The 23191-nt window shown below is 56.5% G+C and carries 23 protein-coding genes and 2 pseudogenes; 18 read left to right on the forward strand and 7 right to left on the reverse strand.

The features are described 5' to 3' along the window. Nucleotides 1–79: 79 nt before the first annotated feature. Nucleotides 80–1879, forward strand: a complete 1800-nt coding sequence (locus PQR27_RS38015; RefSeq protein WP_408528804.1) for an ethanolamine ammonia-lyase reactivating factor EutA — start codon at nucleotides 80–82, stop codon at nucleotides 1877–1879. Between the two features lie 21 nt (nucleotides 1880–1900). Here the strand turns inward: PQR27_RS38015 and nikR are convergent, their stop codons facing one another. Beyond that, on the reverse strand, nucleotides 1901–2335 hold the full coding sequence (gene nikR / locus PQR27_RS38020; protein ID WP_408528805.1) for a nickel-responsive transcriptional regulator NikR: 435 nt from the start codon (nucleotides 2333–2335) through the stop codon (nucleotides 1901–1903). A gap of 196 nt (nucleotides 2336–2531) precedes the next feature. Between nikR and PQR27_RS38025 the strand changes: the two genes are divergently transcribed. Both PQR27_RS38025 and PQR27_RS38030 read left to right on the forward strand, forming a co-directional pair. Continuing rightward, nucleotides 2532–3581, forward strand: a complete 1050-nt coding sequence (locus tag PQR27_RS38025) for a HoxN/HupN/NixA family nickel/cobalt transporter (protein WP_408528806.1) — start codon at nucleotides 2532–2534, stop codon at nucleotides 3579–3581. Between the two features lie 5 nt (nucleotides 3582–3586). Next, nucleotides 3587–4708 (forward strand): porin, encoded by a 1122-nt coding sequence (locus PQR27_RS38030; protein ID WP_408528807.1) that lies wholly within the window; start codon nucleotides 3587–3589, stop codon nucleotides 4706–4708. A gap of 46 nt (nucleotides 4709–4754) precedes the next feature. Here the strand turns inward: PQR27_RS38030 and PQR27_RS38035 are convergent, their stop codons facing one another. The 3 genes from PQR27_RS38035 to PQR27_RS38045 form a co-directional block, all read right to left on the reverse strand. Then, on the reverse strand, nucleotides 4755–5288 hold the full coding sequence (locus tag PQR27_RS38035) for a chromate transporter (protein ID WP_408528808.1): 534 nt from the start codon (nucleotides 5286–5288) through the stop codon (nucleotides 4755–4757). Continuing rightward, nucleotides 5289–5858: a chromate transporter gene (locus PQR27_RS38040; protein WP_408528809.1), complete on the reverse strand. Its 570-nt coding sequence runs from the start codon at nucleotides 5856–5858 to the stop codon at nucleotides 5289–5291. Between the two features lie 275 nt (nucleotides 5859–6133). Further along, entirely contained in the window at nucleotides 6134–6943 is an 810-nt protein-coding gene (locus tag PQR27_RS38045; protein ID WP_408528810.1) for an IclR family transcriptional regulator, read from the reverse strand. 326 nt (nucleotides 6944–7269) lie between these two features. On the opposite strand from PQR27_RS38045, the gene PQR27_RS38050 reads away from it, so the two are divergent. The 5 genes from PQR27_RS38050 (at nucleotide 7270) to PQR27_RS38070 (ending at nucleotide 11064) form a co-directional block, all read left to right on the forward strand. Beyond that, complete coding sequence (locus tag PQR27_RS38050) at nucleotides 7270–8313, forward strand: ABC transporter substrate-binding protein (RefSeq protein ID WP_408528811.1); 1044 nt, start codon at nucleotides 7270–7272, stop codon at nucleotides 8311–8313. Nucleotides 8314–8351: 38 nt separating this feature from the next. Then, on the forward strand, nucleotides 8352–9155 hold the full coding sequence (locus PQR27_RS38055; protein WP_408528812.1) for an ABC transporter ATP-binding protein: 804 nt from the start codon (nucleotides 8352–8354) through the stop codon (nucleotides 9153–9155). Nucleotides 9156–9217: 62 nt separating this feature from the next. Beyond that, complete coding sequence (locus PQR27_RS38060) at nucleotides 9218–9946, forward strand: ABC transporter permease (RefSeq protein WP_408528813.1); 729 nt, start codon at nucleotides 9218–9220, stop codon at nucleotides 9944–9946. A 17-nt stretch (nucleotides 9947–9963) separates the two neighbouring features. Beyond that, nucleotides 9964–10632, forward strand: a complete 669-nt coding sequence (locus PQR27_RS38065) for a class II aldolase/adducin family protein (protein ID WP_408528814.1) — start codon at nucleotides 9964–9966, stop codon at nucleotides 10630–10632. An 18-nt stretch (nucleotides 10633–10650) separates the two neighbouring features. Next, nucleotides 10651–11064 carry a GTP-binding protein gene (locus PQR27_RS38070; protein WP_408528815.1) on the forward strand — a complete coding sequence of 138 codons (414 nt, stop codon included), beginning with the start codon at nucleotides 10651–10653 and terminating at the stop codon, nucleotides 11062–11064. Between the two features lie 241 nt (nucleotides 11065–11305). On the opposite strand, the gene PQR27_RS38075 is transcribed toward PQR27_RS38070, so the two are convergent. Next, on the reverse strand, nucleotides 11306–11632 hold the full coding sequence (locus tag PQR27_RS38075; RefSeq protein WP_408528816.1) for a non-heme iron oxygenase ferredoxin subunit: 327 nt from the start codon (nucleotides 11630–11632) through the stop codon (nucleotides 11306–11308). 151 nt (nucleotides 11633–11783) lie between these two features. Between PQR27_RS38075 and PQR27_RS38080 the strand changes: the two genes are divergently transcribed. From PQR27_RS38080 to PQR27_RS38100, 5 genes are all read left to right on the forward strand, one after another. Beyond that, a complete protein-coding gene (locus tag PQR27_RS38080) occupies nucleotides 11784–13073 on the forward strand; it encodes an aromatic ring-hydroxylating dioxygenase subunit alpha (RefSeq protein WP_408528817.1) in 1290 nt (429 codons plus the stop codon). Between the two features lie 214 nt (nucleotides 13074–13287). Further along, nucleotides 13288–14310 (forward strand): 2Fe-2S iron-sulfur cluster-binding protein, encoded by a 1023-nt coding sequence (locus PQR27_RS38085; protein WP_408528818.1) that lies wholly within the window; start codon nucleotides 13288–13290, stop codon nucleotides 14308–14310. 28 nt (nucleotides 14311–14338) lie between these two features. Then, nucleotides 14339–15331, forward strand: coding sequence for an ABC transporter substrate-binding protein (locus PQR27_RS38090; protein WP_408528819.1), 993 nt, complete (start codon nucleotides 14339–14341; stop codon nucleotides 15329–15331). Between the two features lie 69 nt (nucleotides 15332–15400). After that, the gene (locus tag PQR27_RS38095; RefSeq protein WP_408528820.1) at nucleotides 15401–16780 is read left to right on the forward strand and encodes an MFS transporter; all 1380 of its coding nucleotides are present in this window, start codon (nucleotides 15401–15403) and stop codon (nucleotides 16778–16780) included. 100 nt (nucleotides 16781–16880) lie between these two features. Further along, nucleotides 16881–17375, forward strand: a complete 495-nt coding sequence (locus PQR27_RS38100; protein WP_408528821.1) for a bacteriohemerythrin — start codon at nucleotides 16881–16883, stop codon at nucleotides 17373–17375. A 123-nt stretch (nucleotides 17376–17498) separates the two neighbouring features. Here the strand turns inward: PQR27_RS38100 and PQR27_RS38105 are convergent. After that, nucleotides 17499–17603: pseudogene (locus PQR27_RS38105) on the reverse strand (transposase); the annotation flags it as partial. A 569-nt stretch (nucleotides 17604–18172) separates the two neighbouring features. Next, nucleotides 18173–18355: pseudogene (locus PQR27_RS38110) on the reverse strand (IS21 family transposase); the annotation flags it as partial. Nucleotides 18356–19046: 691 nt separating this feature from the next. Between PQR27_RS38110 and PQR27_RS38115 the strand changes: the two are divergent. Genes PQR27_RS38115 through PQR27_RS38135 form a run of 5 tightly spaced genes read left to right on the forward strand, consistent with a single transcriptional unit; the run spans nucleotide 19047 to nucleotide 23182 of the window. Beyond that, entirely contained in the window at nucleotides 19047–19346 is a 300-nt protein-coding gene (locus PQR27_RS38115) for a hypothetical protein (RefSeq protein ID WP_408528822.1), read from the forward strand. A 25-nt stretch (nucleotides 19347–19371) separates the two neighbouring features. Further along, nucleotides 19372–20313 (forward strand): ABC transporter substrate-binding protein, encoded by a 942-nt coding sequence (locus PQR27_RS38120; protein ID WP_408528823.1) that lies wholly within the window; start codon nucleotides 19372–19374, stop codon nucleotides 20311–20313. 47 nt (nucleotides 20314–20360) lie between these two features. After that, entirely contained in the window at nucleotides 20361–21197 is an 837-nt protein-coding gene (locus PQR27_RS38125; RefSeq protein WP_408528824.1) for a 3-methyl-2-oxobutanoate hydroxymethyltransferase, read from the forward strand. Nucleotides 21198–21213: 16 nt separating this feature from the next. After that, the gene (locus PQR27_RS38130; protein ID WP_408528825.1) at nucleotides 21214–22089 is read left to right on the forward strand and encodes an alpha/beta hydrolase; all 876 of its coding nucleotides are present in this window, start codon (nucleotides 21214–21216) and stop codon (nucleotides 22087–22089) included. Nucleotides 22090–22132: 43 nt separating this feature from the next. Then, complete coding sequence (locus PQR27_RS38135; RefSeq protein ID WP_408528981.1) at nucleotides 22133–23182, forward strand: amidohydrolase family protein; 1050 nt, start codon at nucleotides 22133–22135, stop codon at nucleotides 23180–23182. Nucleotides 23183–23191 lie beyond the last annotated feature (9 nt).

Here is a 23191-nt window from a genome sequence, read left to right on the forward strand (position 1 = left end):
GTTCCATTTTCAGGCTACTGCCGTTGCGTAAGCTACGGTATGATCGCTGTGCATACGCCATACACACCGGAGACGCCCTATGCCGAACGACGCAACCGTTCATTCACTTGACGATCACTTGTACGGTTACGATCCTGACCATGAGCACGGTGACGATGCTGATCATGATCACGACCACGACTTTCCAGAGTCCGAAACGAATCAGGAAGCCGTGTGGCTGCTCGATAACGTCGTTCTCAACAGCGTAGGTATCGACATCGGTTCGTCGGGTACGCAGCTTGTGTTCTCGCGTATCCACATGCGGCGCATCGCTGAAGAGCTCTCGAGCCGTTACATCATCGTGGGGCGCGAACCGATCTACCAGAGCCCGATTTCGCTCACGCCGTATCTGAGCGAAACGCAGATGGATACGCAGGCGCTCGAACGCATCGTTGCTGCGGCCTACAAGGAAGCCAATCTCGGTCCGGACGACATCGATACGGGTGCCGTGATTCTGACCGGTGAAGCGCTGCGTCGCGAGAACAGTGAAGGCATTGCAGATATGCTCGCGGAACAGGGCGGCGAATTTGTCTGCGCGACTGCCGGGCATCACATGGAAGCAATGCTGGCCGTGTATGGTTCGGGCGCAGCAAAATATTCGCACGAGCACAAAAAGCGCGTGCTCAATGTCGATATCGGCGGCGGCACGACCAAGCTCGGTCTGGTAGATTCCGGCAACGTAATCGGCACGGCCGCAGTTCACCTCGGCGGACGATTGATCGTGACGGACCAGGAAGGGCGCATCACGCGCCTCGATCCGGCCGGCAAGGAACACGCACGGGCGGCAGGATTCGCGTGGGAAATCGGCAGCCAGACGACGCGCGAGCAGCTTGAACAGGTTGCCGACTGGATGGCGCAAACGCTTGTGCGTGTGCTGAGCGAGCGCTTCACCGCGGATGATCTGAATTCGCTGTTCCTGACCGATCCGATTGCTGATTTGGGCAAGCTGGATGGTCTGATCTTCTCCGGTGGTGTCGGCGAATATGTGTACGAGCGCGAAACGCGCGACTTCCTCGACCTCGGGAAACTTTTCGGCACTGCCGTGCGTCGGCGCTTGCTCGCAAATCAAGTGCCCTGGCCGCTGCTGCCCGCCATCGAGTGCATTCGTGCGACCGTTCTCGGCGCTTCCGAATACAGCATCCAACTGAGCGGCAACACGACTTTCATTTCGAATCCGCGCAATCTGCTGCCGCGCAAGAATATGCAGGTCGTGCCGATCGAAGAACGCATGCCGGAAGTGATCGACCCGGCTGCGGTCGTTGAATCGCTGCGCAAGAGCTTCCAGCGCTACGACCTGAAAGAGGGTGATCAGGACGTGGCAATCGCGGTGCGCTGGGCGGGGCCGCCGGAATATTCACGTCTGGCTGCACTCGCGCGCGGGCTGATCGAGGGAAATCCGTTGTCCATCGCTGCCGGCAAGCCGCTGTATGTCATCGCTGATGGTGACATTGCCAATTCGCTCGGCAACTTGCTGCGCGAAACACTGGACGGAAATGACCTGTTCGTGATCGATGGCGTTTCGCTGCGAGGGCTCGATTACGTCGATCTGGGCCGCATCCGTATGCCGTCACGCACCGTTCCTGTCACGGTCAAATCGCTGGTGTTCAGTGAAGACCCGAGCCTGCACGGTAAATCCGATACGTCCGAATGGCATGCGCACCAGGATGGCACCGTACATCGTCACCATCACCACGTAGCCGCAGGCAAGCATCAACATCACGATCATGCACACGCACACGGCCATCACCATCATCACGATCATGACCATAGCCACGGTGCTGATCACGGGCATCACCACCATGCGGATCACGCGCATGACCACTCGCACAGCCACGACTAACGGCTAAAGCAACAAACGCCGTCACACGTGCAAGTGCTCGTGTGACGGCGCACTCTTTTCCATCAGCGGCATCAGATGCAGGTTGCTGTTGCGCACGCCACGCTGTGACGCAAGCGACCATGCGAATTGCTGGATCGTACCCACTTCACCACGCAGCACGACCATCTCCAGGCAATTGTCGTGGTCGAGATAAATGCGACTGCTGCTAGCGATCAGCGCGTGTTGTTCGTGATACGCATCCGATAGGCGTTGCCCGAGTTCGCGTACGCCGTGCTCAAACACAATCGTCAACGTGCCGACACATTGTACGTGGGTGTCAGCCACCAATTCCTCTGAACGATGGGCGCGCAGGATGTCACGTAGCGCCTCTGAGCGGCTGTTGTAGGCGTGCCGCTTCATCGTGTCGTCAAGCGTCGCGAGCAGGAAATCATCAATCGTAATCGTGATGCGTTGCATGTCGGCTATCCATCTCACGGTAATTGCGTCTTGACACCACCATAGCATAGCCTCCATTATTCTCACATGTCGTTCCGAATACAGATTCTGTGTTCTCCTATAAGGAACGAGCGCACATGGTCAAGAGTATGAGGATTCTCTAAAAAAGTATGAGCGATGTGCGATCTGCGCATGGCGATCTTTCGGTGGAAACGTGATGATCCAATTCCTGAAGTTCCTGTTCGACGATGCAGGCCCGAATATTCGAGGCCGTATTGCCGCAATGTATGCGCTGCTGGCCGTGTTCAATCTCGGAGCATGGGTGTGGGCATTCATCGCGTTTCACGGCCAGCCGGTGCTGCTCGGTACCGCATTTCTTGCCTACAGCTTTGGGCTGCGTCACGCGGTCGATGCCGACCATATCGCCGCCATTGACAACGCGACACGCAAGCTCATGCAGGAGGGACAGCGGCCGGTAACAGTGGGTTTCATGTTCTCGCTGGGTCATTCGACCATCGTCATCGCTGCAACCGCTGCGATCGCAGCTACGGCCATGACATTGCAACATCGCTTCGAGGCGTTTCAGGAAATTGGCGGCGTGATTGGCACGCTGGTATCGGCTGGTTTTCTGTTCGTGATCGCCGCAATCAATCTCATCGTGCTGAAATCCGTGGTCGCTACCTTTAGGCGCGTGCGCCGGGGCGAGCGCTACGATGAAGAAGATTTCAATCTTCTGCTCGCGAATCGCGGCTTGCTCGCGCGCATTTTCAAACCGATGTTCCGGTTGATTACGCGCGGCTGGCATATGTACCCGCTCGGGGTGCTCTTCGGACTTGGCTTTGATACGGCATCCGAAATCGGATTGCTCAGTGTTTCGGCCGCCCAGGCGTCACATGGCGTGCCTATCTGGTCGATCATGGTATTTCCCGCACTGTTCACGGCAGGAATGTCGCTCATTGATGCGACCGACAGCATCCTGATGCTAGGCGCGTACGGCTGGGCGTTCATGAAGCCGATCCGCAAGCTCTACTACAACATGACGATTACGTTGGTGTCGGCGGTTGTCGCAATCGGCGTTGGCGGGGTAGAAGCACTCGGTCTGATCGCAGACAAGTTGCATCTGAACGGCGCGTTCTGGGATGAAATCGGTGCGATCGGAGATAATTTCGGGGTAGTCGGCTATGCGATTATCGGATTGTGCGTGTTCATCTGGCTGGCCTCAACAATTGTCTATAAATGGCGGCGTTTCGATGAAGTAGAGGTGTAATCGCGGTGACGAAGCAGCAGAATAAACTTCTTCCTCGTGGAATCGCCTCTCTTGGCCTGATGGCAGCACTTGCCGGACTCAGTTCGAACGCGCTGGCTCAAAGCAGCGTGTCCCTGTACGGTGAAATCGATGCTAGCGCCGTTTGGTTGAACAATGTCGGTGGTGGGCATCAATTTCAGCTGGCATCAGGTCTGATCGACGGCAGTTTTTGGGGCCTGCAAGGTTCTGAGGACTTGGGCGGCGGTAATCAGACAATCTTTCGTCTTGAGCGCGGTTTCAGCGTCACGACAGGCGCTGATCAGAACGACCATCCGTATTACATAGGCCTCGCGAATGACAGATATGGCACGCTGACGCTTGGGCACCAATACGATTCCATCCACGACTACCTTGCACCGTTCACGCTGACCGGTGGCAATGGTGGCACGGCGTTCGCGCATCCATTCGACAACGACAACACGAACAATTCGTGGCTCGGGCGCAACTCACTCAAATACACCAACTCATCGTTTGCGGGGCTGAGTTTCGGTGGGATGTATGCGTTCTCAAATGCAGCGGGGCGGTTTGCCGACAATCGCGCATACAGCATTGGTGCGAATTATGGCAATGGCGACTTCAGCGCAGGTGCGGCGTGGGTGCATGCGGACGGGCGGGGCAGATCGGAAAGCGGCGCTTACGATGCAGTAACGTTGCCGGGCACGAATCGCAATATGTTCGATGCTTCAGTACAGACGCAAAACACTTTCGGTATCGGTGCGAGTCAGGCGCTTGGTCCGTTCACGCTGGCAGCATCCTGGACGCGCTCGATTTGGAGCGGTATAGCCGATACAGAAACGGGTCTGGCTGCTCGAGCCGTAGCCTTCGATAACTATGAGATCAACGGGACGTGGCAAGCAAGTGTTACGCTATCGCTCAGCGGTATGTATACGTACACGAAGGGTACGGAGGCGCGTTGGAACCAGGGCGCACTGCAAGCCGATTACTTGCTGACAAAGCGCACGGATACATACATCGAAGCAATCTATCAGTATGCTTCGTCTGGGGCACCGGCCGCCATCAATACGATCATGCCTTCGAGCGGAAGCAGCCAGTTATTGTTCGCGGCGGGCATTCGCCACCACTTCTGAAGTCTCAACGCAAAAACGGGCAGCATATGCTGCCCGTTTCGTTCTATCAGAGCGACATGTAGAACACGGCCACGTAAATTAGCGCAACGGCTGACATTAGAATGTACGGATTGAGTTTGGTGAAGTAGACGACGCAAGCTGCAATAGCCGTTGTTGCCCATGCGAGCGTAGTCGCGTGCATGGACTGCATTACGGCCACAGCCCCGGCGAAAATCAGCCCAACCGCAACAGGTGTCAGCCCGCGTTCGATGGCGCGACGCCAACGCGTACCTTCACTCTTATGCCAGAACAGCGTTACGGTCACGAATATCGTTGACGACGGGATATACATCGCGAGCGTCGCAACGATCGCGCCTGCAAAGCCCTCCAAATGCCAGCCGATCAGCGCGGAAATCAGGGTGGTCGGCCCAGGGGATACACGGGAGATAGCAAAGAGATCAGCGAATTCCTGACCCGAAAGCCAGTGGTAGACCGATACACTTTGAAGCTGGATATCGGCAATGATGGTCTGGCCGCCGCCGAACGACAATGCGGAAAGCGGCGCGAATAGAAGGATGATTCTTAGCAGGACGTTATCCATTTAGTTTTCCATAGCAGCGCAAAGGATACTGAGTGGCACGAGCACAAGCACGACCGGCACGGTAGGCCAATGCAGCACACCGACCGCGACGAAAGCGATAATGGCAAACACGTAGCGGAGCAACTTGCGCTCGATGCGCATCGCAACCTTGGCGCCCATCGAGAACGTCGCGCCAACACCGGCTGCGGCAATGCCGAGCAGTAGAAAATGTGTGAGCGGATAGCCCGAGAGACGCGCATAGAGCACCGCCAGGACGAGCACAACGACAAGGGCAGGCGAAATCATGCCGAGCGCACCAACAAGTGCGCCGAGCGGCCCTCGCAGACGCTGGCCGACATACAGCGAGACATTGACCGGGTTTGCACCGGGCATGACTTGCGAAAGGGTCATGCCAGCGACGAAAGCATCGTTATCCAGCCATTTGCGTTCCTCCACGACGGCGCGATAGGACCATGCGGCAGTGCTACCGCCGAACGACATTACGCTGATGCGCACGAAGGTTGTGAATATGTCCCATAACGCGACGTTTTGAGCCGCAGACGCGGCAGCGGGATCTTCGATGGTAGACATGACATGAAGTAGACAGGGGTTAAAGAGAGTTCCATATAAAGGAACATGATTCCGATTTCAGTTATATATGTAGCATGTTGTTCGTATGCCGGGCAATCAGGTTTTGCGCGATCTCTACGCCCGTTGTGTTACGCAAAATAAAAAAGCGCTGTGCCTATCGGACACAGCGCTTTGAGGGTTATTCGTACCGAAGCCTTGCTACAAGCGGCTCGTCACGCGGTTACGGCCAGATTTTGCACGGATCGAACGAATACTCCATGTCGTAATGGGCTATCTCAAGGGTGATAGCCAAGAGTTGCAGAAATGCCTTCAGTGGCGGCAATCAGATGCGGCACCGCTGCTCGCAGCGCTTTCTTCGTGAGACGTTGTGCGGGTCCGCCGAAACCGATCGCTGCGACGACATTGCCCGTAGTGTCACGCACGGGCGCAGCAATGCCGCGCATGCCGATTTCAGATTCCTCATCATCGATCGCATAACCGTCGCGACGGACTTCCTCAAGCGTTTTCAGAAACACCTGCGTATCCGTGTTCGTCTTGGGTGTTTGCGCTACGAGTCCCTGCCTGATCGCGCGCGAAACGACATCCGGCGTGCTGAACGCGAGCAGTACATGCCCTTCTGCTGTATAGCAGGCAGATTTGCGCACACCGATATACGAACGCATACGGATCGCCTGTTCGCTTTCCAGGTTGAACATGTAAACGACGCTCGTATCATCCAGAATCGCAAGGTGCACGGTTTCGTCTGTCTGTTTGCGCAACACGTGCAAGAACGGCAGCGCCTGTTTTGTCACGTCGAAACGTCGGCGCACGAGGCCGCCGAGTGTGAACAATAGGACGCCGAGCCGATAACGGCCGTTATCCGGGTTCTGTTCCAGCAATCCCTCAGCCAGCAACGCAGCGCACAGACGATGCACCGTGCTCTTTGCGAGGCTCATGCGTTTTGACAATACGCTGATGCCCAGTTCGGGCTCCTGTTCCGAAAACATCTTGAGTAGGCGCAATGCCGCCGTTACCGATGACAGCCTGCGCGGCCCCTCCTGTTCCGCTTCCACTTCCACTTCTGTGTCTGTTTCATTGTTCCGCATGGTTTTTCGCGTCCAATTTACCAATCCTCGTCAAATTTAGCGCCGCATCGTCACGGAACGCAATCTTCTATTTTTAGGCACGACCGGGCGCATTCCGGCGGCTTTCCCTCCCGATACATGCGGACTAACCCTAAGTCTCTTCCGTTTACCTTGACTTTTGCATCGGCTCAAAGGGAAACTTCCATCGTTCCATTATAACACACATGGTTCCGCATATAAGAACAAGTTTTTTGACGCGGCATCTAAGGGTAGCATCACTTGCGTCGGATCCCAAAACGGATGTAGTGCGCCCGATAGCCGCGAATATCAAATCAAGGAGACAGGCAGTGAAAGGCATCAGGATGATGGGCGCGGCGCTGACCATGTGTTTCACGCTCGGCTCGGCCGCAGCGGCGGCCGCAGGCCTGCAGACCGTTCATGTGGGTATTGCCGATGCAAGCAGTGATGTCGTGTTCTTCATCGCCGACAAGAAAGGCTACTTCCGCGCCGAAGGCATCGACGCGAAATTAATTCCGTTCGATTCCGGTGCGAAAATGGTTGCTCCGCTCGGTTCCGGGCAACTGGAGGTTGCGGGCGGTTCGCCGTCCGCAGGGCTTTACAACGCCGTGATGCGCGGCATCGGCATCAAGATCGTTGCGGACAAGGGATCGACGCCGCCGGGCTACGGTTATCAGCCGTTGCTCGTGCGCGCGGATCTCGTCAAGAGTGGTCGTTACAAGACGCTTGCAGACCTGAAAGGCATGAAAATTGCCGGCAGTGCAACCGGCAGTGCTTCTACGTCCACGATGAACGAAGCACTCAAAAAAGCAGGCCTTAAGCCGCGTGACGTTGAGCGCGTCTATCTAGGCTTTCCTCAGCACGTGATGGCACTCGAAAATAAGGCCGTTGACGCATCTCTGACAACTGAGCCTTCCGCTACGCAGGCTGTTCGCAGCGGTGCGGCAATTCGCGTGACGGGCGATGACCAGATTTACCCGAATCATCAGCTTGCCGTCCTGCTCTATTCGGACACGTTCATCCACGATCATCCGGACACAGCCAAAGCGTTCATGCGTGCATATCTGCGCGCGGCGCGCGATTACAACGATGCGCTCAGGGACGGCAAGATCGCGGGCCCGAACGCGAACGAGGTGATTTCTATTCTGACTCAGTACACGTCAATCAAGGATGCCTCGCTCTATCGCGACATTGTTCCTCAAGGCACGAATCCTGACGGCAAGCTCAACGTCGCGAGCCTTGAAAATGACCTGGCGTACTTCAAGAGTCACGGTGACGTGAAGGGTAGCGTCACAGTTTCCCAAGTCGTTGATCCGTCGTTTGCGGAGGCAGCAGACGCAGCGCTTGGCCCGTACAAGCCGCGTACGAAATAATGGGGACGTCTTTTATGGCAACGAGTGATTCACACACGATGCGAGACGCATCCGTGAAAATCCGGCTCAGGAATCTGACGAAATCGTTCGAGACGGCAGGTGGCACGGTCACGGCGCTTGACAATGTTTCGCTCGATATCCCTACCGGCTGCTTTTTCACGATCGTTGGGCCATCCGGTTGTGGCAAAACTACGCTGCTGCGTATCCTTGCGAATCTCGAATCTCCTACGATCGGAACGGTCGAAATCACGTCGCCCGCGCAGGATCGGCCGGGGAATTCGATGGTTTTTCAGGGCGACTCGCTGTTTCCGTGGATGACGGTGTTCAACAATGCAGCTTATGGCCTGACGCTTCGCGGTGTGCCGAAAGCACAAATTCGCGAGACGGTTGATTACTACCTTGATCGCACAGGCCTCACCCGTTTTGCGAAGGCCTATCCTCATCAACTGTCGGGCGGTATGCGACAACGCGTTTCCATCGTCCGCGCGTTCGCGAACGATCCGGACATCCTCTTGATGGATGAACCGTTCTCGGCGCTCGACGAACAGAACAAGCTTCTGCTGCAGGAAGAGTTGCTGCGCATCTGGGATGAAACGCGCAAAACGGTGTTATTCATCACGCACAGCGTGGACGAAGCGGCGACGCTGGGTGATCGCATCATGATCATGACAGCGCAGCCCGGTTGCGTGAAACGCATCCTTGACGTTCCGTTCAAGCGGCCACGGTCGGTGCTCGAACTGCGTGCGCAGCCGGAATACGGCGAATTTGTTTATTCCATCTGGGGCCAGCTGCGCGAGGAAGTCGAGCGCGTGCGTTCCCGCGATCTCGGTGAGACAGCATGAGTACTATAGTGAGCACTACGCCGTCAAAAAGACGCAAATTCAGTAAAGGGCAACGCGATCGCATGATCAGCATTGCGTCGCCCATTCTGTTACTGCTGCTATGGCAGGGTGCGGCGCAGACGGGTCTCATTGATGTACGTTTCTTCCCGGCGCCCACGCAGATTTTCATCACCTTTATCGCGCTCGTTAAGGACGGGTCGCTATGGGACAACACCTCGGCAACGCTGTTGCGTCTCCTGTGGGGCGGATTGATTGGTGGCATTCCTGCACTGCTGCTAGGCGTTGCAACCGGTCTTTCGAAGCCTCTGCGCGCCGTATTCGAGCCTCTGATTGCTGCAACCTATCCGATTCCGAAGAGCGCGATTTTTCCGCTGTTGATGCTGATTTGCGGACTTGGCGAAGCGTCGAAAATCGCAATGGTCGCTATCGGCGTTTTTTATCCGATGCTCATCAATACGACGACGGGCGTGCTCGAAATCAACAAGATCTATCTGGACGTGGGCCGCAATTTTCGCGCGAATCCATGGCAGGTATTTCGTACTATCGCACTGCCCGGTGCCGTGCCGCACATTATGAGCGGAATCAAGCTGGGTTTTGGTCTGGGCCTGATGCTGATCGCCATTGCCGAAATGATCGGCTCGAAGAGCGGTCTTGGCTACATGATCTGGGACGCCTGGGAATTGCTTTCGGTCGAACAGATGTATGTCGGCTTGATTGTTATTGCCATCCTTGGCTACGGTATTTCCCTGCTGCTGAACGAAATTGAACGCAAGCTGATTCCCTGGAAGTGAACATGATGAGTCGATACATGCAACAGAAACAAATGCTCGTTGACGCAATCCTGATGCTCGAACGCGCCGAAGTGATCGACTTCAACGGTCACTTTAGCTGGCGTGTGCCAGGTCAGGATCACATGTTGATCAATTCGGGCGCATCGGTGCGTAGCGCACTTACCGTGGATGACATCGTGACGATCGATTTCGACGGTAACCTGATTGACGGCGATGCAGTCCCGCCGATGGAGTTCCACATTCACTCGGAAATCTATCGCAAACGTTCTGACGTAAATTCGGTCGTGCATACGCACCCTACCTGGTCCACTCTCTTCAGCATGACCGGTAATGTCGTGCAACCGGTGATCATGCAGGCGTCAGTACTCGGTGAGATTCAGCAGTTCCCGAAGATGGCTTCGATCAACAAGAGGCCGCTCGGTCAAGAACTGGCAGAATGTCTTGGCGCGCACCGCGTTGCGATGCTCAAATCGCACGGCGCGGTGATTGCGGCCGAAGGCATTCTTGAAGCGTTCGTGCTTGCGTTTTATCTCGAAGAGAACGCGCATCGCCAGTATCTTGCGCAGCAAATTGGTGAGCCGATGGTTCTATCGCCCGAACAGGTCGAAACGATCAGCCGTAATTTGTGGAAACCGAATCTGCTGCAAAAAGTGTGGGACTATCACGCTGGCAAACTCCGCGCGTAACGGAAACCGACGTCAAATATGCATCACGAACGCATACCGATCTGCGTGATGACCGGGTTTCCCGGCAGCGGTAAGTCGACGCTGCTCGCACGCTGGATGAAGAAAACGCCCTTTTCGAACGCGGCACTTATCGTCAACGAAATTGGTGAAGTCGGCCTTGATCATGCGACGCTTGGATTCGCAGGCGATACTTCGACGCTGCTCGCAGACGCGTGTGTATGTTGTAACGGTCTGCCGGCGCTGAACGAAGCACTTGAAACGCTATTCTGGGCACGCCTGCATCGCAGCATCCCACGGTTCGGAATGGTTGTGATCGAGACGACCGGGCTTGCCGATCCGGGTCCGCTTATCGCGTCGCTGAATCTGAATTCGCTCGTGAAAGAGCAACGCGCTGTGCACGCGCCTACACGAACTCATATCGCGGTACGGTGAATCGCTTTTGCGGGTAAAGGGGTGCGTGCGCCCGAAAAAATGAACGTTCACCTGTAATCGTGCAATTCGTGCCAGGCGACAGCTCCGCGCGGATTATCGAGGCGGCATCAAGTATGGCAGGTGTGAAAAGCGGCCTGACCTTGATCGCGAATAGAAATTAGAGGTCGTGCGCTAACAAGCTATCGAACGTAGTGGGATGGTATGCGCCAGGCGTTGTTTGAATACGCCTGACGCATCTATTTCATTCGCCGTCCGTTTCGATCACGATCACGCCATCTTCAACGTGCGTCTTGTACGTCTTGAGCGGAATCATGCATGGCGGCGCGACAACCTCGCCGGTCTTGATATTGAACGCGCCGTTGTGGAAATCGCATTCCACCGTGTCGCCATCGATATAGCCTTCTGACAACGAGCCTGGACCGTGCGTGCAGGTGTCATCCGTTACGAAATATTCGCCCCGAATGTTGAATATGGCGAGCGCCAGGCCGTTCTTTTCGACCTTAATCGCCTTACCTTCCGCGACATCTCCTGCGTGGCAGAGATGAGCAAATGCACAAGCGTGACTCATAGGGAATCTCCATCGTTGACATGTTGTGGGTCCGATGATAACTTTGTTCTTAGTTATTGAACAGCGTTCCATATATAAGAACTGCGAGGCAGGCAGATTACAACCGCGCCAAACTGCGTCGCGCAACAACAGCAACCTTGAGGCACATATCATGTTGAGAAAAGAACAGAACGATCTCGTCACACAAACCGGTCCCGGCACGCCGATGGGCGAACTGTTCCGTCGTTACTGGCTGCCGGCGCTTCTGTCGGAAGAACTCGCGGAACCTGGCGGCGAACCGGTTCGTCTGCAACTGCTCTCGGAGCGCATGCTTGCGTTCCGAGATTCGGAAGGCAAACTGGGTCTGATCGATGAATTCTGCGCACACCGTGGCGTGTCGCTGTGGTTCGGCCGTAATGAGGAAGGCGGTATTCGCTGCCCGTACCACGGCTGGAAATACAACGTGACCGGTCAGTGCACCGAGGTACCGTCCGAAGCAAAGGAAAGCGGCTACGCGGAAAAGATCAAGCTGAAGTCGTATCCGCTCGCTGAACAGGGCGGCGTCATCTGGGTCTACATGGGACCGGCCGACCAGCAGCCGCCCCTGCCTGCATGGGAATTCTCGACCGTGCCGGTACCCCAGTCGTTCATGACCAAGCGGGTTCAGGAATGCAACTGGTTACAGGCACTCGAAGGCGGCATCGATTCGAGTCACGTTTCGTTCCTGCACAGCGGCAGCCTCAACTCCGATCCGCTGTTCAAGGGTGCGAAGGGCAACCAGTACAACTTGAACGACCTGGCTCCGGTGTTCGAGGTTGTCGAAGCGTCGGGCGGTCTGTCAATCGGCGTGCGTCGCAATGCAGAGGACGATCAGTATTACTGGCGTATCACGCCGTGGGTCATGCCTTGCTTCACGATGGTTCCCCCGCGCGGCGATCATCCGGTGCATGGCCACTTCTGGGTGCCGATCGATGATCACAATTGCTGGGCATGGAGCTTCGATTACCATCCGACGCGCGATTTGACGGAAGGCGAAGTGCAGGCGATGAAGGACGGCAAGGGCATTCACGTGCGCTACGTGCCGGGCAGCAACTACGTTCCCGAGCAGAACAAGACGAACAACTACCTGATGGACCGTGCAGCACAGAGGGCAGGCACCACGTACAGCGGTGTCGAAGGCATCGCCATGCAGGATGCCTCGCTTCAGGAGAGCATGGGGCCGATCCAGGATCGTACTAGAGAGAACCTGGTTGGCACCGACAACGGCATCATCATGATGCGCAGCCGGATCATGAAGTCCGCGCGTGCGCTCGCCGAGAACGGCACGCTGCCGCCGGGCCGTGATCCGGAGTCGCAGAAGATTCGTTCGGTCGCCATTCTGCTGAAGCGTGAAATCCCGTTCAGCGAGGGCGCACGCGATGCGATGATCGCGGAAGAGGGCAAGAAGCACCAATCGATCTGAGCCCCTGTAGCTCCGCAGTTCAAAGGGGTATTCGTTCGATCCGTGCAAAATCTGCCGGTAACGGCGTGAGAAGCCGCTTATAGCAAGACTTCGCGGCCTCACAGGCTTTGGTGACTTAATAGATTTTCAATTCATTGAACTAAATGTGGTTTTTTGTGCAAGCCGCCAGAACATGGACGAAATGTACGAATACCCCGACACGGATGAGACTCCTGTGAATAACCAGAACCATCGCATCACGCTCGCGGGCACCGGTCAGTCTTTCGAATGCGGTAACGATGACGTGCTGTTGCGATCGGCCCTTCGTAATAACATCGCGTTTCCGTACGAGTGCAACGTAGGTGCGTGCGGTAATTGCAAATTCGAACTGATCGAAGGAGAGGTTGACGCCAAATGGCCCGAGGCACCTGGCTGGACCGCGAAAGATCGTGAACGCCATCGTTATCTCGGCTGTCAGAGCATGCCGCGAGGCGATTGCACGATCAAGTTGCGTCCGAACCAACACTACGCGCCTATACATCAACCGAAACGTGTAACGGGTACGTTCACATCGCGTCGCCCGGTCACGCACGATATCGGAGAATTCCGTTTCGAGCTTTCGGATGACCTGCGATTCGAACCGGGACAATACGCATTACTCACGCTACCCGGTGTTAGCGGTCAGCGGGCCTATTCGATGAGCAACATCGTGCAGGGCTCGCATGCAAAGTTGCTCGATTTCCAGGTGCGTCGCGTACCGAATGGTCAGGGTAGCAACGCGCTGTTCGACAAGCTGGAGACGGGCGAACAGATCGAGATCGATGGCCCCTACGGTATGGCCTATCTGCGTCGCGACGTAAAGCGTGACATTCTGTGTCTCGCCGGCGGTTCGGGCCTTGCACCGATGATTTCGATCGCGCGTGGTGTCGCGGCAGACCCGGAAATGCAGGGCATCAAACTGCACTTCCTGTACGGCGGTCGTACGCCACGTGATGTGTGCGGACGTGAGATGCTCGAAGTGCTCGAGAATTTCGGCAAGCATCTTCATTTTGACGCGGCCGTTTCGGATGCGGGTGGCGAGCAGTGGGGCGGTCACACTGGCTTTGTGCATGAGCTGGCTGAGTCGACGTTCGGTGACAGCCTGCGCGACATGGAAATCTATTTTGCGGGTCCGCCTGCAATGGGGCAGGCGATCCAGAAGATGCTGCTGGCGCGCAAGGTGTCGTTCGAACAGGCGCACTTCGATCAGTTCTATTGATTTTTCTTCACTCCCTAAAGGAGACAGTGTGAGCAAGTTGCAGCTTTCAGTTGCTGTCGGTCCCTATGACCGTATGCGCCCCCTGGTCGATGGTGAAGTGCAGATCGAGGGCGTCGATCCGACGTTCATGTTGCAGGAACCGGAAGAAATCTTCTTTCGCGCGCTGCGTCATGCAGATTACGACATCTGTGAACTGTCGTTGAGCAGCTATTCGGTCAAGACGGCAGCGGGTACGTCGGCTTACGTTGCCATCCCGGTATTTCCGTCGCGCGCGTTCCGTCACACGTCGGTGTATGTGAACGCGAACGCGGGTATCAACAAACCGGAAGATCTGAAGGGTAAGCGCATCGGCGTGCCGGAATACCAGTTGACGGCAAACGTGTGGGTGCGCCTGTTCCTCGAAGAGGAGTACGGCATCAAGGCATCGGATGTCACGTGGGTGCGCGGTGGTTACGAAGACCCGACGCGCGTCGAAAAGATCAGCCTGAATCTGCCCAAAGATGTGGAACTGGTGAACGCGCCCGAAGGCAAAACGATTTCCGGCATGCTCGAAGCCGGTGAAATCGATGCGCTGATCGGCCCGCGCGCACCGTCGTGTTTCGATCGCGGCTCCCTGAACGTGAAGTATCTGTTCGATGATCCGCAGGCAGAAGGTGCGGCCTGGTATCGCAAAACGAAGCTGTTCCCGATCATGCATACGCTCGGCATCCGGCGCACGCTCGTTGAACAGCATCCGTGGCTGCCGATGTCGGTGATGAAGGCCTTCGAGAAATCGAAAGCGATCGCACTGCACCGTCTGACCGATACGTCGGCTACGAAGGTTACACTGCCGTTTATCGAGACTCAGCTTCGCGCCGCGCGTGAATTGATGGGCGACGATTTCTGGTCGTACGGTTTCGCCGCGAACGAACATACGCTCAACCGATTTCTGGCGCAGCATTACGCAGAAGGACTGTCGAGCCGCAGGCTGGAAGCGAAGGATCTCTTCCATCCGGCGAGCCTCGAAAGCTTCAGCATTTAATCGATCATCAAGAAACGCCGGGAAAATTCCCGGCGTCTTGGCATTAGATCGCGTCAAAAGAAACTCATCATGCAACAGATCGCAATAAAGCAGGATGGTTTTGCAACAAAGGAAGATGGGCTGACAGGTAGTAAGCTAATATTTGGTGTGCTGGCAATATCGCTTGCTACAACGCTCAGTTCGCTCGATAGCGTGATTGCCAATATAGCGTTGCCCACCATCACAACGAGATTGGATATCAGCCGCTCGGATTCAGTGTGGATCGTCAACGCTTATCAGCTGTCGATCATCATGACGTTGTTGCCGCTGTCGTCACTTGGTGATCGTGTCGGCTATGCACGCATCTATATGGTTGGTCTCGTACTCTTCACGTTCGCATCACTGATGTGCGCGATGTCGCAATCGCTGGACATGCTGATTATTTCACGTGTCTTGCAGGGGTTAGGTGCAGCCGGGATTGGCAGCGTAAACACCGCCATCATCAAAATGATCTATCCATCGCGGCTGCTCGGGCGTGGTGTCAGCATTCATGCGTCGGTCGTTTCCATTTCGACCGCTGCCGGGCCGACGATTGCGGCGGCGATCCTCTCTGTCGCGGCATGGCCGTGGCTGTTTGCGATCAATGTGCCCCTTGGCATTATCACGTTCCTGGTCGGATTCAAGGCGCTGCCTCGCCCGCCTGTCGCGAAAGCATCCTATGACTATTTCAGTGCACTGCTGAATGCAGCGACGTTCGGACTGCTGGTGACTGGCGTTGATCGAATGGGCCACAGTGACGGCATTAGCGCAGGCATCGTAATCCAGCTATCTATGGCTGCGATCTGTGCGTGGTTGCTGGTGCGTCGAGAGCGACATCGAACAAAACCGCTATTGCCGGTAGACTTGCTGCTCAAGCCGGCATTTCTGTTGGCCGTCCTCACATCCATCTGTTCGTTTACCGCGCAAATGCTCGCGTTCGTATCGCTTCCGTTCATGCTACAGGATGCGTTTGGACGCAGTGCGATGGAAACCGGCGCGCTCATTACACCGTGGCCGATTGCGGTCCTTTGTATCGCACCTCTGGCGGGTTCATTGTCGAATCGCATTAGAGCGGGGGTGCTCGGCGGCGTCGGACTGGCTATCCTTGCAACCGGTCTGGCGTTACTCGCGCTACTCCCCTCGCATCCCGCTTCGTTCGATATCGGCTGGCGCATGGCGGTGTGCGGGATCGGCTTCGGGCTGTTCCAGCCGCCCAATAACAGGTCGCTTCTCGCCCTTGCACCGCCTGGGCGCACCGGCAATGCGAGCGGCATGATTAGCGTAGCGCGCGTGCTAGGTCAAACGTTCGGTGCTGTGCTGACGGCGTTTATATTGCTGATCGAACCTCATCATGCTGGCGTGGTTGCGTTGATTACAGGTGCAAGTTTCGCTGCTGTTGCAGCGTGCGTCAGTCTGAGTCGTTTGATCTAGCTAGAATGCGATAGAAGCGTTTTGGACAGGTCTTTGGGAGTGCTGTTTAGCACCATTATTTTCTGTTCTATTGTCGATGGCGTTGCTTTGAGAAAAATTCATGAACGCAAAAAATTTTACACACCCATCTGCAACGGCAGACATCGAAGCACCGGTGCGGCAAAGTGGCACTAGCATGGTCTGGTCAGATGCACGGCTGCTTGGTTTCACGCCGATGGACGACGTGCACGAGGAATTCTACGAGGTAGTGCTACGGCTCGTGACCTGTACCGATACAAATGCGCTGACCGCGATCGAGGAATTTGAGAAGCACGCCGTCAGCCATTTCGAGCAGGAAGACGAATGGATGCGCACGACGAATTTCCCGCCGCGCGATTGCCATATCGAAGAGCATGCGGCTGTTTTAAAGTCGGTGTGCGAGGTCAAGGCGGCAGTCGAATCGGGGCAGATCGACGCGGACGTTGTGCATGACTTTGGTCTCCGTCTGTTTGACTGGTTTCCCGGCCATGCAGACTATCTGGATTCCGCGTTGGCAGCGTGGATGACGAAACAGACAATGGGTGGAAAGCCTGTTGTGCTGCGACGGACTATATAGTCTACAAGGCCGAACAAATGAAGCGGGACGGCATAGCGATTGACTGGATATGAAGAACGGACACCGCAATCATGCGTTGCATGCGCAACCGGTGCTGATCCGCCATGGGAATTGGAGTGGAACGCGCAGGTCGTACTGCAACTGCGGCGTGTCATTCGTCATCAGCATCAGGTATGGAGCGGCGAAGCTCCATTCCTCGTCCGATACATCGGTCGGGTAGGGCTTGCGTTTTGGTCATCTCACCAGGTTGCCAGGTTTGGTGGGAAGTTGCGAACACGCTCTTGGCGGTGAAGTCCCAGTGCAAAGAGAAACGTCGCGCCGGCGAGCGATGTGGTTGTTGATCGGTGAGGCTGAAACAAGATGGAGACGGTGATGGAAAGTGTAGGACGATCGTTGAGAGCAATGGTCCAGGATTGGTTGTCGCCAGACCCTGAGCGAGGGTTCAGAGTCAGCCACTACGGACGATCCAGGATTGGGCGTTACGTTTGTGTCGTTGCAGACAATGGAGCCGGCTCGAAGGCGTTGTTCTTCTATCGTCACCGGGATGGGAAATGGTGTGTTTTTCCTCCCGAGCCTGAAAGGCCGGCTATGCGGGCCAGGAGATGATGTGAATATAGAGGCCAACCTGCACCCAATAAGCCGGCGGAAGTGTAACTCGGCTCTGCATGGTGTCGATCACCGTCGTGTCGTGCGACGGGCGATGGCCAAACCGGGTCCTGACGACATCTCGTAGCCACAATCCAGCTGTCTTCGCCGCCGCCGAGACGGCGGCCGCGGTTGATGCCCTTTGCGCGTCTCAGCCGCCGCTCGAGTTCGCCTTCGTCCATGTCGCAGGCGCTCGCCCAGTCCAGCCCGGCGGCGCCGGCCAGTCCGACGTACTTCGTGACCACGTCCTTGGAAATGCCCAGCGATGCGGCGATCCAATCGTGTGAAAAGCCAACGTCGAATTTTAGTCGTAAAACGTCCTTGATCATGCGCATGTTCATCCGGTGCACGTGGTTGATGTCATGCGCAACGCCAATCCTGCCTTCCGGTCCGCTCGGTCACGTTCCCGAAATGCCCGGTCACCTTGCCGAAATCGCCGCTCACGATCCCGAAACGGCCGGTCACGTTTGTCCGAAATACGCACATGTGCCGTCTCACGGCCGCACACGCATTCGGACTACGCATTTCAGAAGGGCTTCACCGAGAGCCGTTGCCGGCCTCCGATGCCTTCCTGGGCTTCCGCTGGTCGTACAGCGGGTTCTCTATCGCAAGTGCTACCGCGAGTGAGCAATGATGAAACGAGCGTGCACTGCGCCTCCACCGGAGGCCTAATGCTTCGTGTCGCACCACAGTCGTATGCCTACCCGCAATTTTAAGTGGGAGACCGTGTCCGGTGATTCAGGGGGGCGCTACACCCGTGAAGGGGTTCCATGTTTAGTTTGATTGACACTTGCAGCTTCGAAAACACGCCACCAAACAACATTGTCGCTATTGCTCCGTCCCCTTCATGAAGACCCGGACATTAGCGCGTTCCAGGAAAAGTTAACAGCCCTGATTTACGCTCCCTCTTTCATTGACGCTGCGAGCTCTAAGTGATATTGTTGACTCGTTATACAGAACATAGTTCCGTATAAAGGAACGGTGGCGATCCAGTATAGATTCGCGATCCAACTTGCAGAACCTGTGATGCTAGGAAATATCGGGAAGCCCGATCCTCTATCGCTGTCCCACGCGGACCGCATTCGTGAAGCAGTGCGCGCGAACTTCGAACTCGCGACCGATATTGTGATCATGGTTTCGGAGGTCGAGTGTCATGCGCCCGGGTGTCCTCCGCTGGAGACCGTGGTTGCGTTTTGGACCGACGAGGGCCGTCATCGCTTTAAGGTCTTTAAACCGATGTCGGAATTCGATGACGACGACTTGCCTTGGAAATGGTTGAGGCGCTCGCTAATCGTCCCTGAAGACTATGTTGATGGTTGTTGCTAACCGCCGTAGATAGGAGACTTTTTGAATGGCAATTCTGAAGACATGCATCCAGACCCTTGGGCATACTGAGGCCCTGAAAACCGGCAAGGTTGACACTGGTCCATGGTCGCTGGAATTCGAAGAAGTGCCGGCGATCATCCAGGCGTTTCGGCGGATGGTTCGTGATACTGAATTCGATGTCTCCGAGATGGCTATTACGACTTATCTGTGTGCCCGGGCACACGGTAAGCCGTTTACGGCGCTTCCCGTTTTCGTCGTTCGCGCGTTCCATCATGGCGGTATCCTGGTGAATCGCAATCTCGGCATCGAGCACCCGCGCCAGCTGGAAGGCCGCAAGGTCGGTGTCAATCGTGGCTATACGGTTACGGCCGGTGTGTGGGCCCGTGCGGTGCTCGAACATCAATACGGTGTTGATCTTTCGAAAATCACCTGGGTTCTCTCGGGCGATGAGCACGTGGCAGAGTACAAGGCACCGAGCAATGTGGTGCCCGTGGAACCTGGCCAAAAGGTCGAAGATCTGTTGATCTCCGGTGAAGTGGCGGCGGCCGTGGGTCTCAAGGTCGAAAACCCGAATCTGGTACCCCTGATCCCCGATGCACAGAACGTGGCTTTCTCGGCCATGCGCGAATCGGGTTACTACCCGATCAACCATACGGTCGTAGTTCGCAACGAACTACTTGAACAGAACCCGGATCTGGCGCCCACGCTCTTCAAGGCATTCGTGGATTCGAAGCGTCAGTGGCTCGAACGCCTCCAGCAAACGCAAGCCCTAGAACGTCAATGCGGTGACAAGTTCTATGGCCGTGTCATGGACACGCTTGGCGGTGATCCGCTCCCGTACGGTATCGAGCCCAACCGTCAGGCACTCGAAAGCGTTATCCGTATTGCGTCGGAGCAGGGCATCTTGACCCAGCAATACGCGCTCGAAGACATCTTTGCCGCCGGTACGCTGGACCTCGTGGGCTGAGCCCGAGGGCCACGGATCCAAAATCGAAATCGAAAATCGAATCAGATATGCAAGCTAACGATAAACAAGTCACGATCCCGGCGCTTCAACAAATGAAGCGCGACGGACAGAAGATCATGGGCGTTGTTGCCTGGGATGTGCAGATGGCTCGCATTGCCGAACGCGCGGGCGTCGATATGCTCATCGTCGGTGACTCGGTGGGCGTCAACGTCTGGGGCCACGCAAACCCGCTCGAAATCACTTTGGACGAAATGATTATCGTATCCAAGGCGGTTCGCCGGGGCGCCAGGCGTGCACTGGTTTGCGCCGACATGCCTTTCGGTTCGCTCCAATGTGGTGTCCAGTCGGCGGTGGGAGCCGGTATCCGTCTGGTCAAGGAAGCAGGGGCCGACATGATCAAGTTGGACGGCGCCGCAGACTATCCGGAAGCCGTTGCCGCCCTGGTCAAGGCCGGTATCCCGGTGATGGCCCAGTTCGGCATCACGCCGCAAACGGCGCTGAAATACGGCATTCAATACAACAATGCAGACGGCGCCCTGGTCTCCGATGCCATGGTTGCCCAACTGGTCAAGGATGCAAAGATCATGGAAGCCGTCGGGGCCTCGATGATCGACTTTACGAACTCGGGCCCCGTTGCCGGTGAGGCAGTGTGCAAGGCCGTGGATATCCCTGTCATTGGTGGTTTCGGCGGCGGTCCTTGGCTCGATGGTCGTGTGCGCATGGCCCATGCTGCAATCGGCTACAGTGCGGGCAACATTGACTCCGAACTGGAGCAATACGCAAACGTGGCTCGTACGACCTTGGATGCGTTCACCGAACTGTTTGCCGATGTCCGCGCCGGTAAGCAGATCAAGGGTACCCCGAAAGCCAAAGCCGCAGTCTGATCCCAGGGAGCCAAACATGCCTTTCGTTACTGTTGATGGGATTTCCACGCGTTACGATGTGATCGGTGACGGGCCCGCGCTTCTGATGTACAGCCCGGGCGGTTTCAATGCCACTATCGAAACGTGGACCACGCTCGGTGTCTATGCCCGGGTGAATCCTCTCGACTATCTGTGCAAGCGCTTTAAGTGCATCGTCTTTGACCGTCGCGAAACCGGTCAGTCGGGCGGCCGCATCGAGCGCGTGACCTGGCGAGACATGGTTGCCCAAGGTCTTGGCCTCCTCGATCACCTGGGTATCGACCGCGCATTCCTGATGGGCGGCTGCATGGGTGTTTCGCCGGTCATCGCATTCGCGGTCCAGCACCCGGAACGCGTATTGGGTCAAGTCCTCTACTGGCCTGTCGGCGGTGCCCGCTACCGGATGAGCAGTCATCAGCGCTTCTCCGAGCACCTCGCATATGTGAGCCAGAACGGCATGGCCGCAGTGGTGGAACTCGCGTTGGCGACCGGCAAGCCGTTCGGTGCAGATCCCCGTGGCGGCCCCTGGGCATCGGTGATCCAAACAAACAAGGAATTCGCGAAGGAGTTTGCATCGTTCGACGTCGCGAAGTACCGCGCAATCGTGACAGGCATGGGTTGGACCCTGTTTGACCGCGATACCGCACCGGGAGCCAAGCCCGAAGACCTGTTGGGGCTCAACGTCCCCACGCTGATCATTCCTGGGCAAGACGCATCGCATGCGACTTCGGCCGCTATGTACCTGCACGAGTGCATTCTGAATTCGGAGTACTGGGCAGTGGACGCGGTGGATCAGCAGGCGGCCAATACGACGGAACGTCTGGATGCGTTCTTCAAGTCCGCATTCGAAAAGCAGGGCCTGGTTCCGGCCTAACAAACCGACGCGGAAAGCGATTTTACATACGGCGGTCCCCACCATGATTATTGATACCCACTGCCATTACACGACCGAACCGCTGGCCTTGCATGTCTTCCGCGACAAGCAGCTTGCAGGGTTGTTGGACCCGGCACGCAAGCCCAGGAGCACGGACCTTGGTGTCAGCGATGAGGAGATCATCGCCAGCGTGCAGCCGCAACTGAAACTCCAACGCGAACGCGGTTCCGATCTCACGATCTTCAGCCCCCGTGCCGCCGGTATGGCGCACCACATCGGCAACGAAGCAACGTCGGTCGAATGGACGCGTCTGTCCAACGATCTCATCCACCGGATTGCAGCGCTGCTGCCCAACAACTTTGTTGGTGTCGCGCAACTACCGCAGAGCCCCGGTGTCAGCCCCGCGAATTGCATCCCGGAACTGGAGCGCGCGGTTAACGAACTCGGTTTCGTGGGCGTGAACCTGAACCCGGATCCGAGCGGTGGTAACTGGAGCGGGCCTCCGATGACGGACCCCCACTGGTACCCGATTTATGAAAAGCTGGTGGAACTCGACGTGCCGGCAATGATTCACGTCAGTTCGTGTTGCAATCCGAACTTCCACCACACGGGCGCCCACTACATCAACGCGGATACGGCCGTGTTTATGCAGTTGATCCAGGGCAACCTGTTCAAGGATTTCCCGACCCTGCGTTTCGTGATCCCGCACGGCGGCGGCGCCGTTCCCTATCACTGGGGCCGTTACCGTGGCATGAGCCTGGCAATGCAAAAGCGCCAACTCGTTGAGCACGTGATGCAGAACGTGTTCTTTGATACGTGCGTCTACCACCTCCCGGGGATCGAACTCCTGACCCGTGTCGTTCCGGAAGACAACATCCTGTTTGCATCGGAAATGCTGGGCGCAGTGCCCGGGATCGATCCGGAAACGGGTCACGCATTTGACGATACCAAGCGCTATATCGACCAGGTTCAAGGCCTGAGCGAAGAGACGAAGTTCAAGATCTTCGAAGGCAATGCCCGCCGCGTCTACCCGCGCCTCGATGCCCTGTTGAAGGCCCGTGAAGCCCAGGCACAGGCTGTGGCCGCCAAGTAGCAACGACGG

Source organism: Paraburkholderia fungorum (assembly GCF_046027215.1).
GTDB classification, from domain to species: Bacteria; Pseudomonadota; Gammaproteobacteria; order Burkholderiales; family Burkholderiaceae; genus Paraburkholderia; species Paraburkholderia fungorum_D.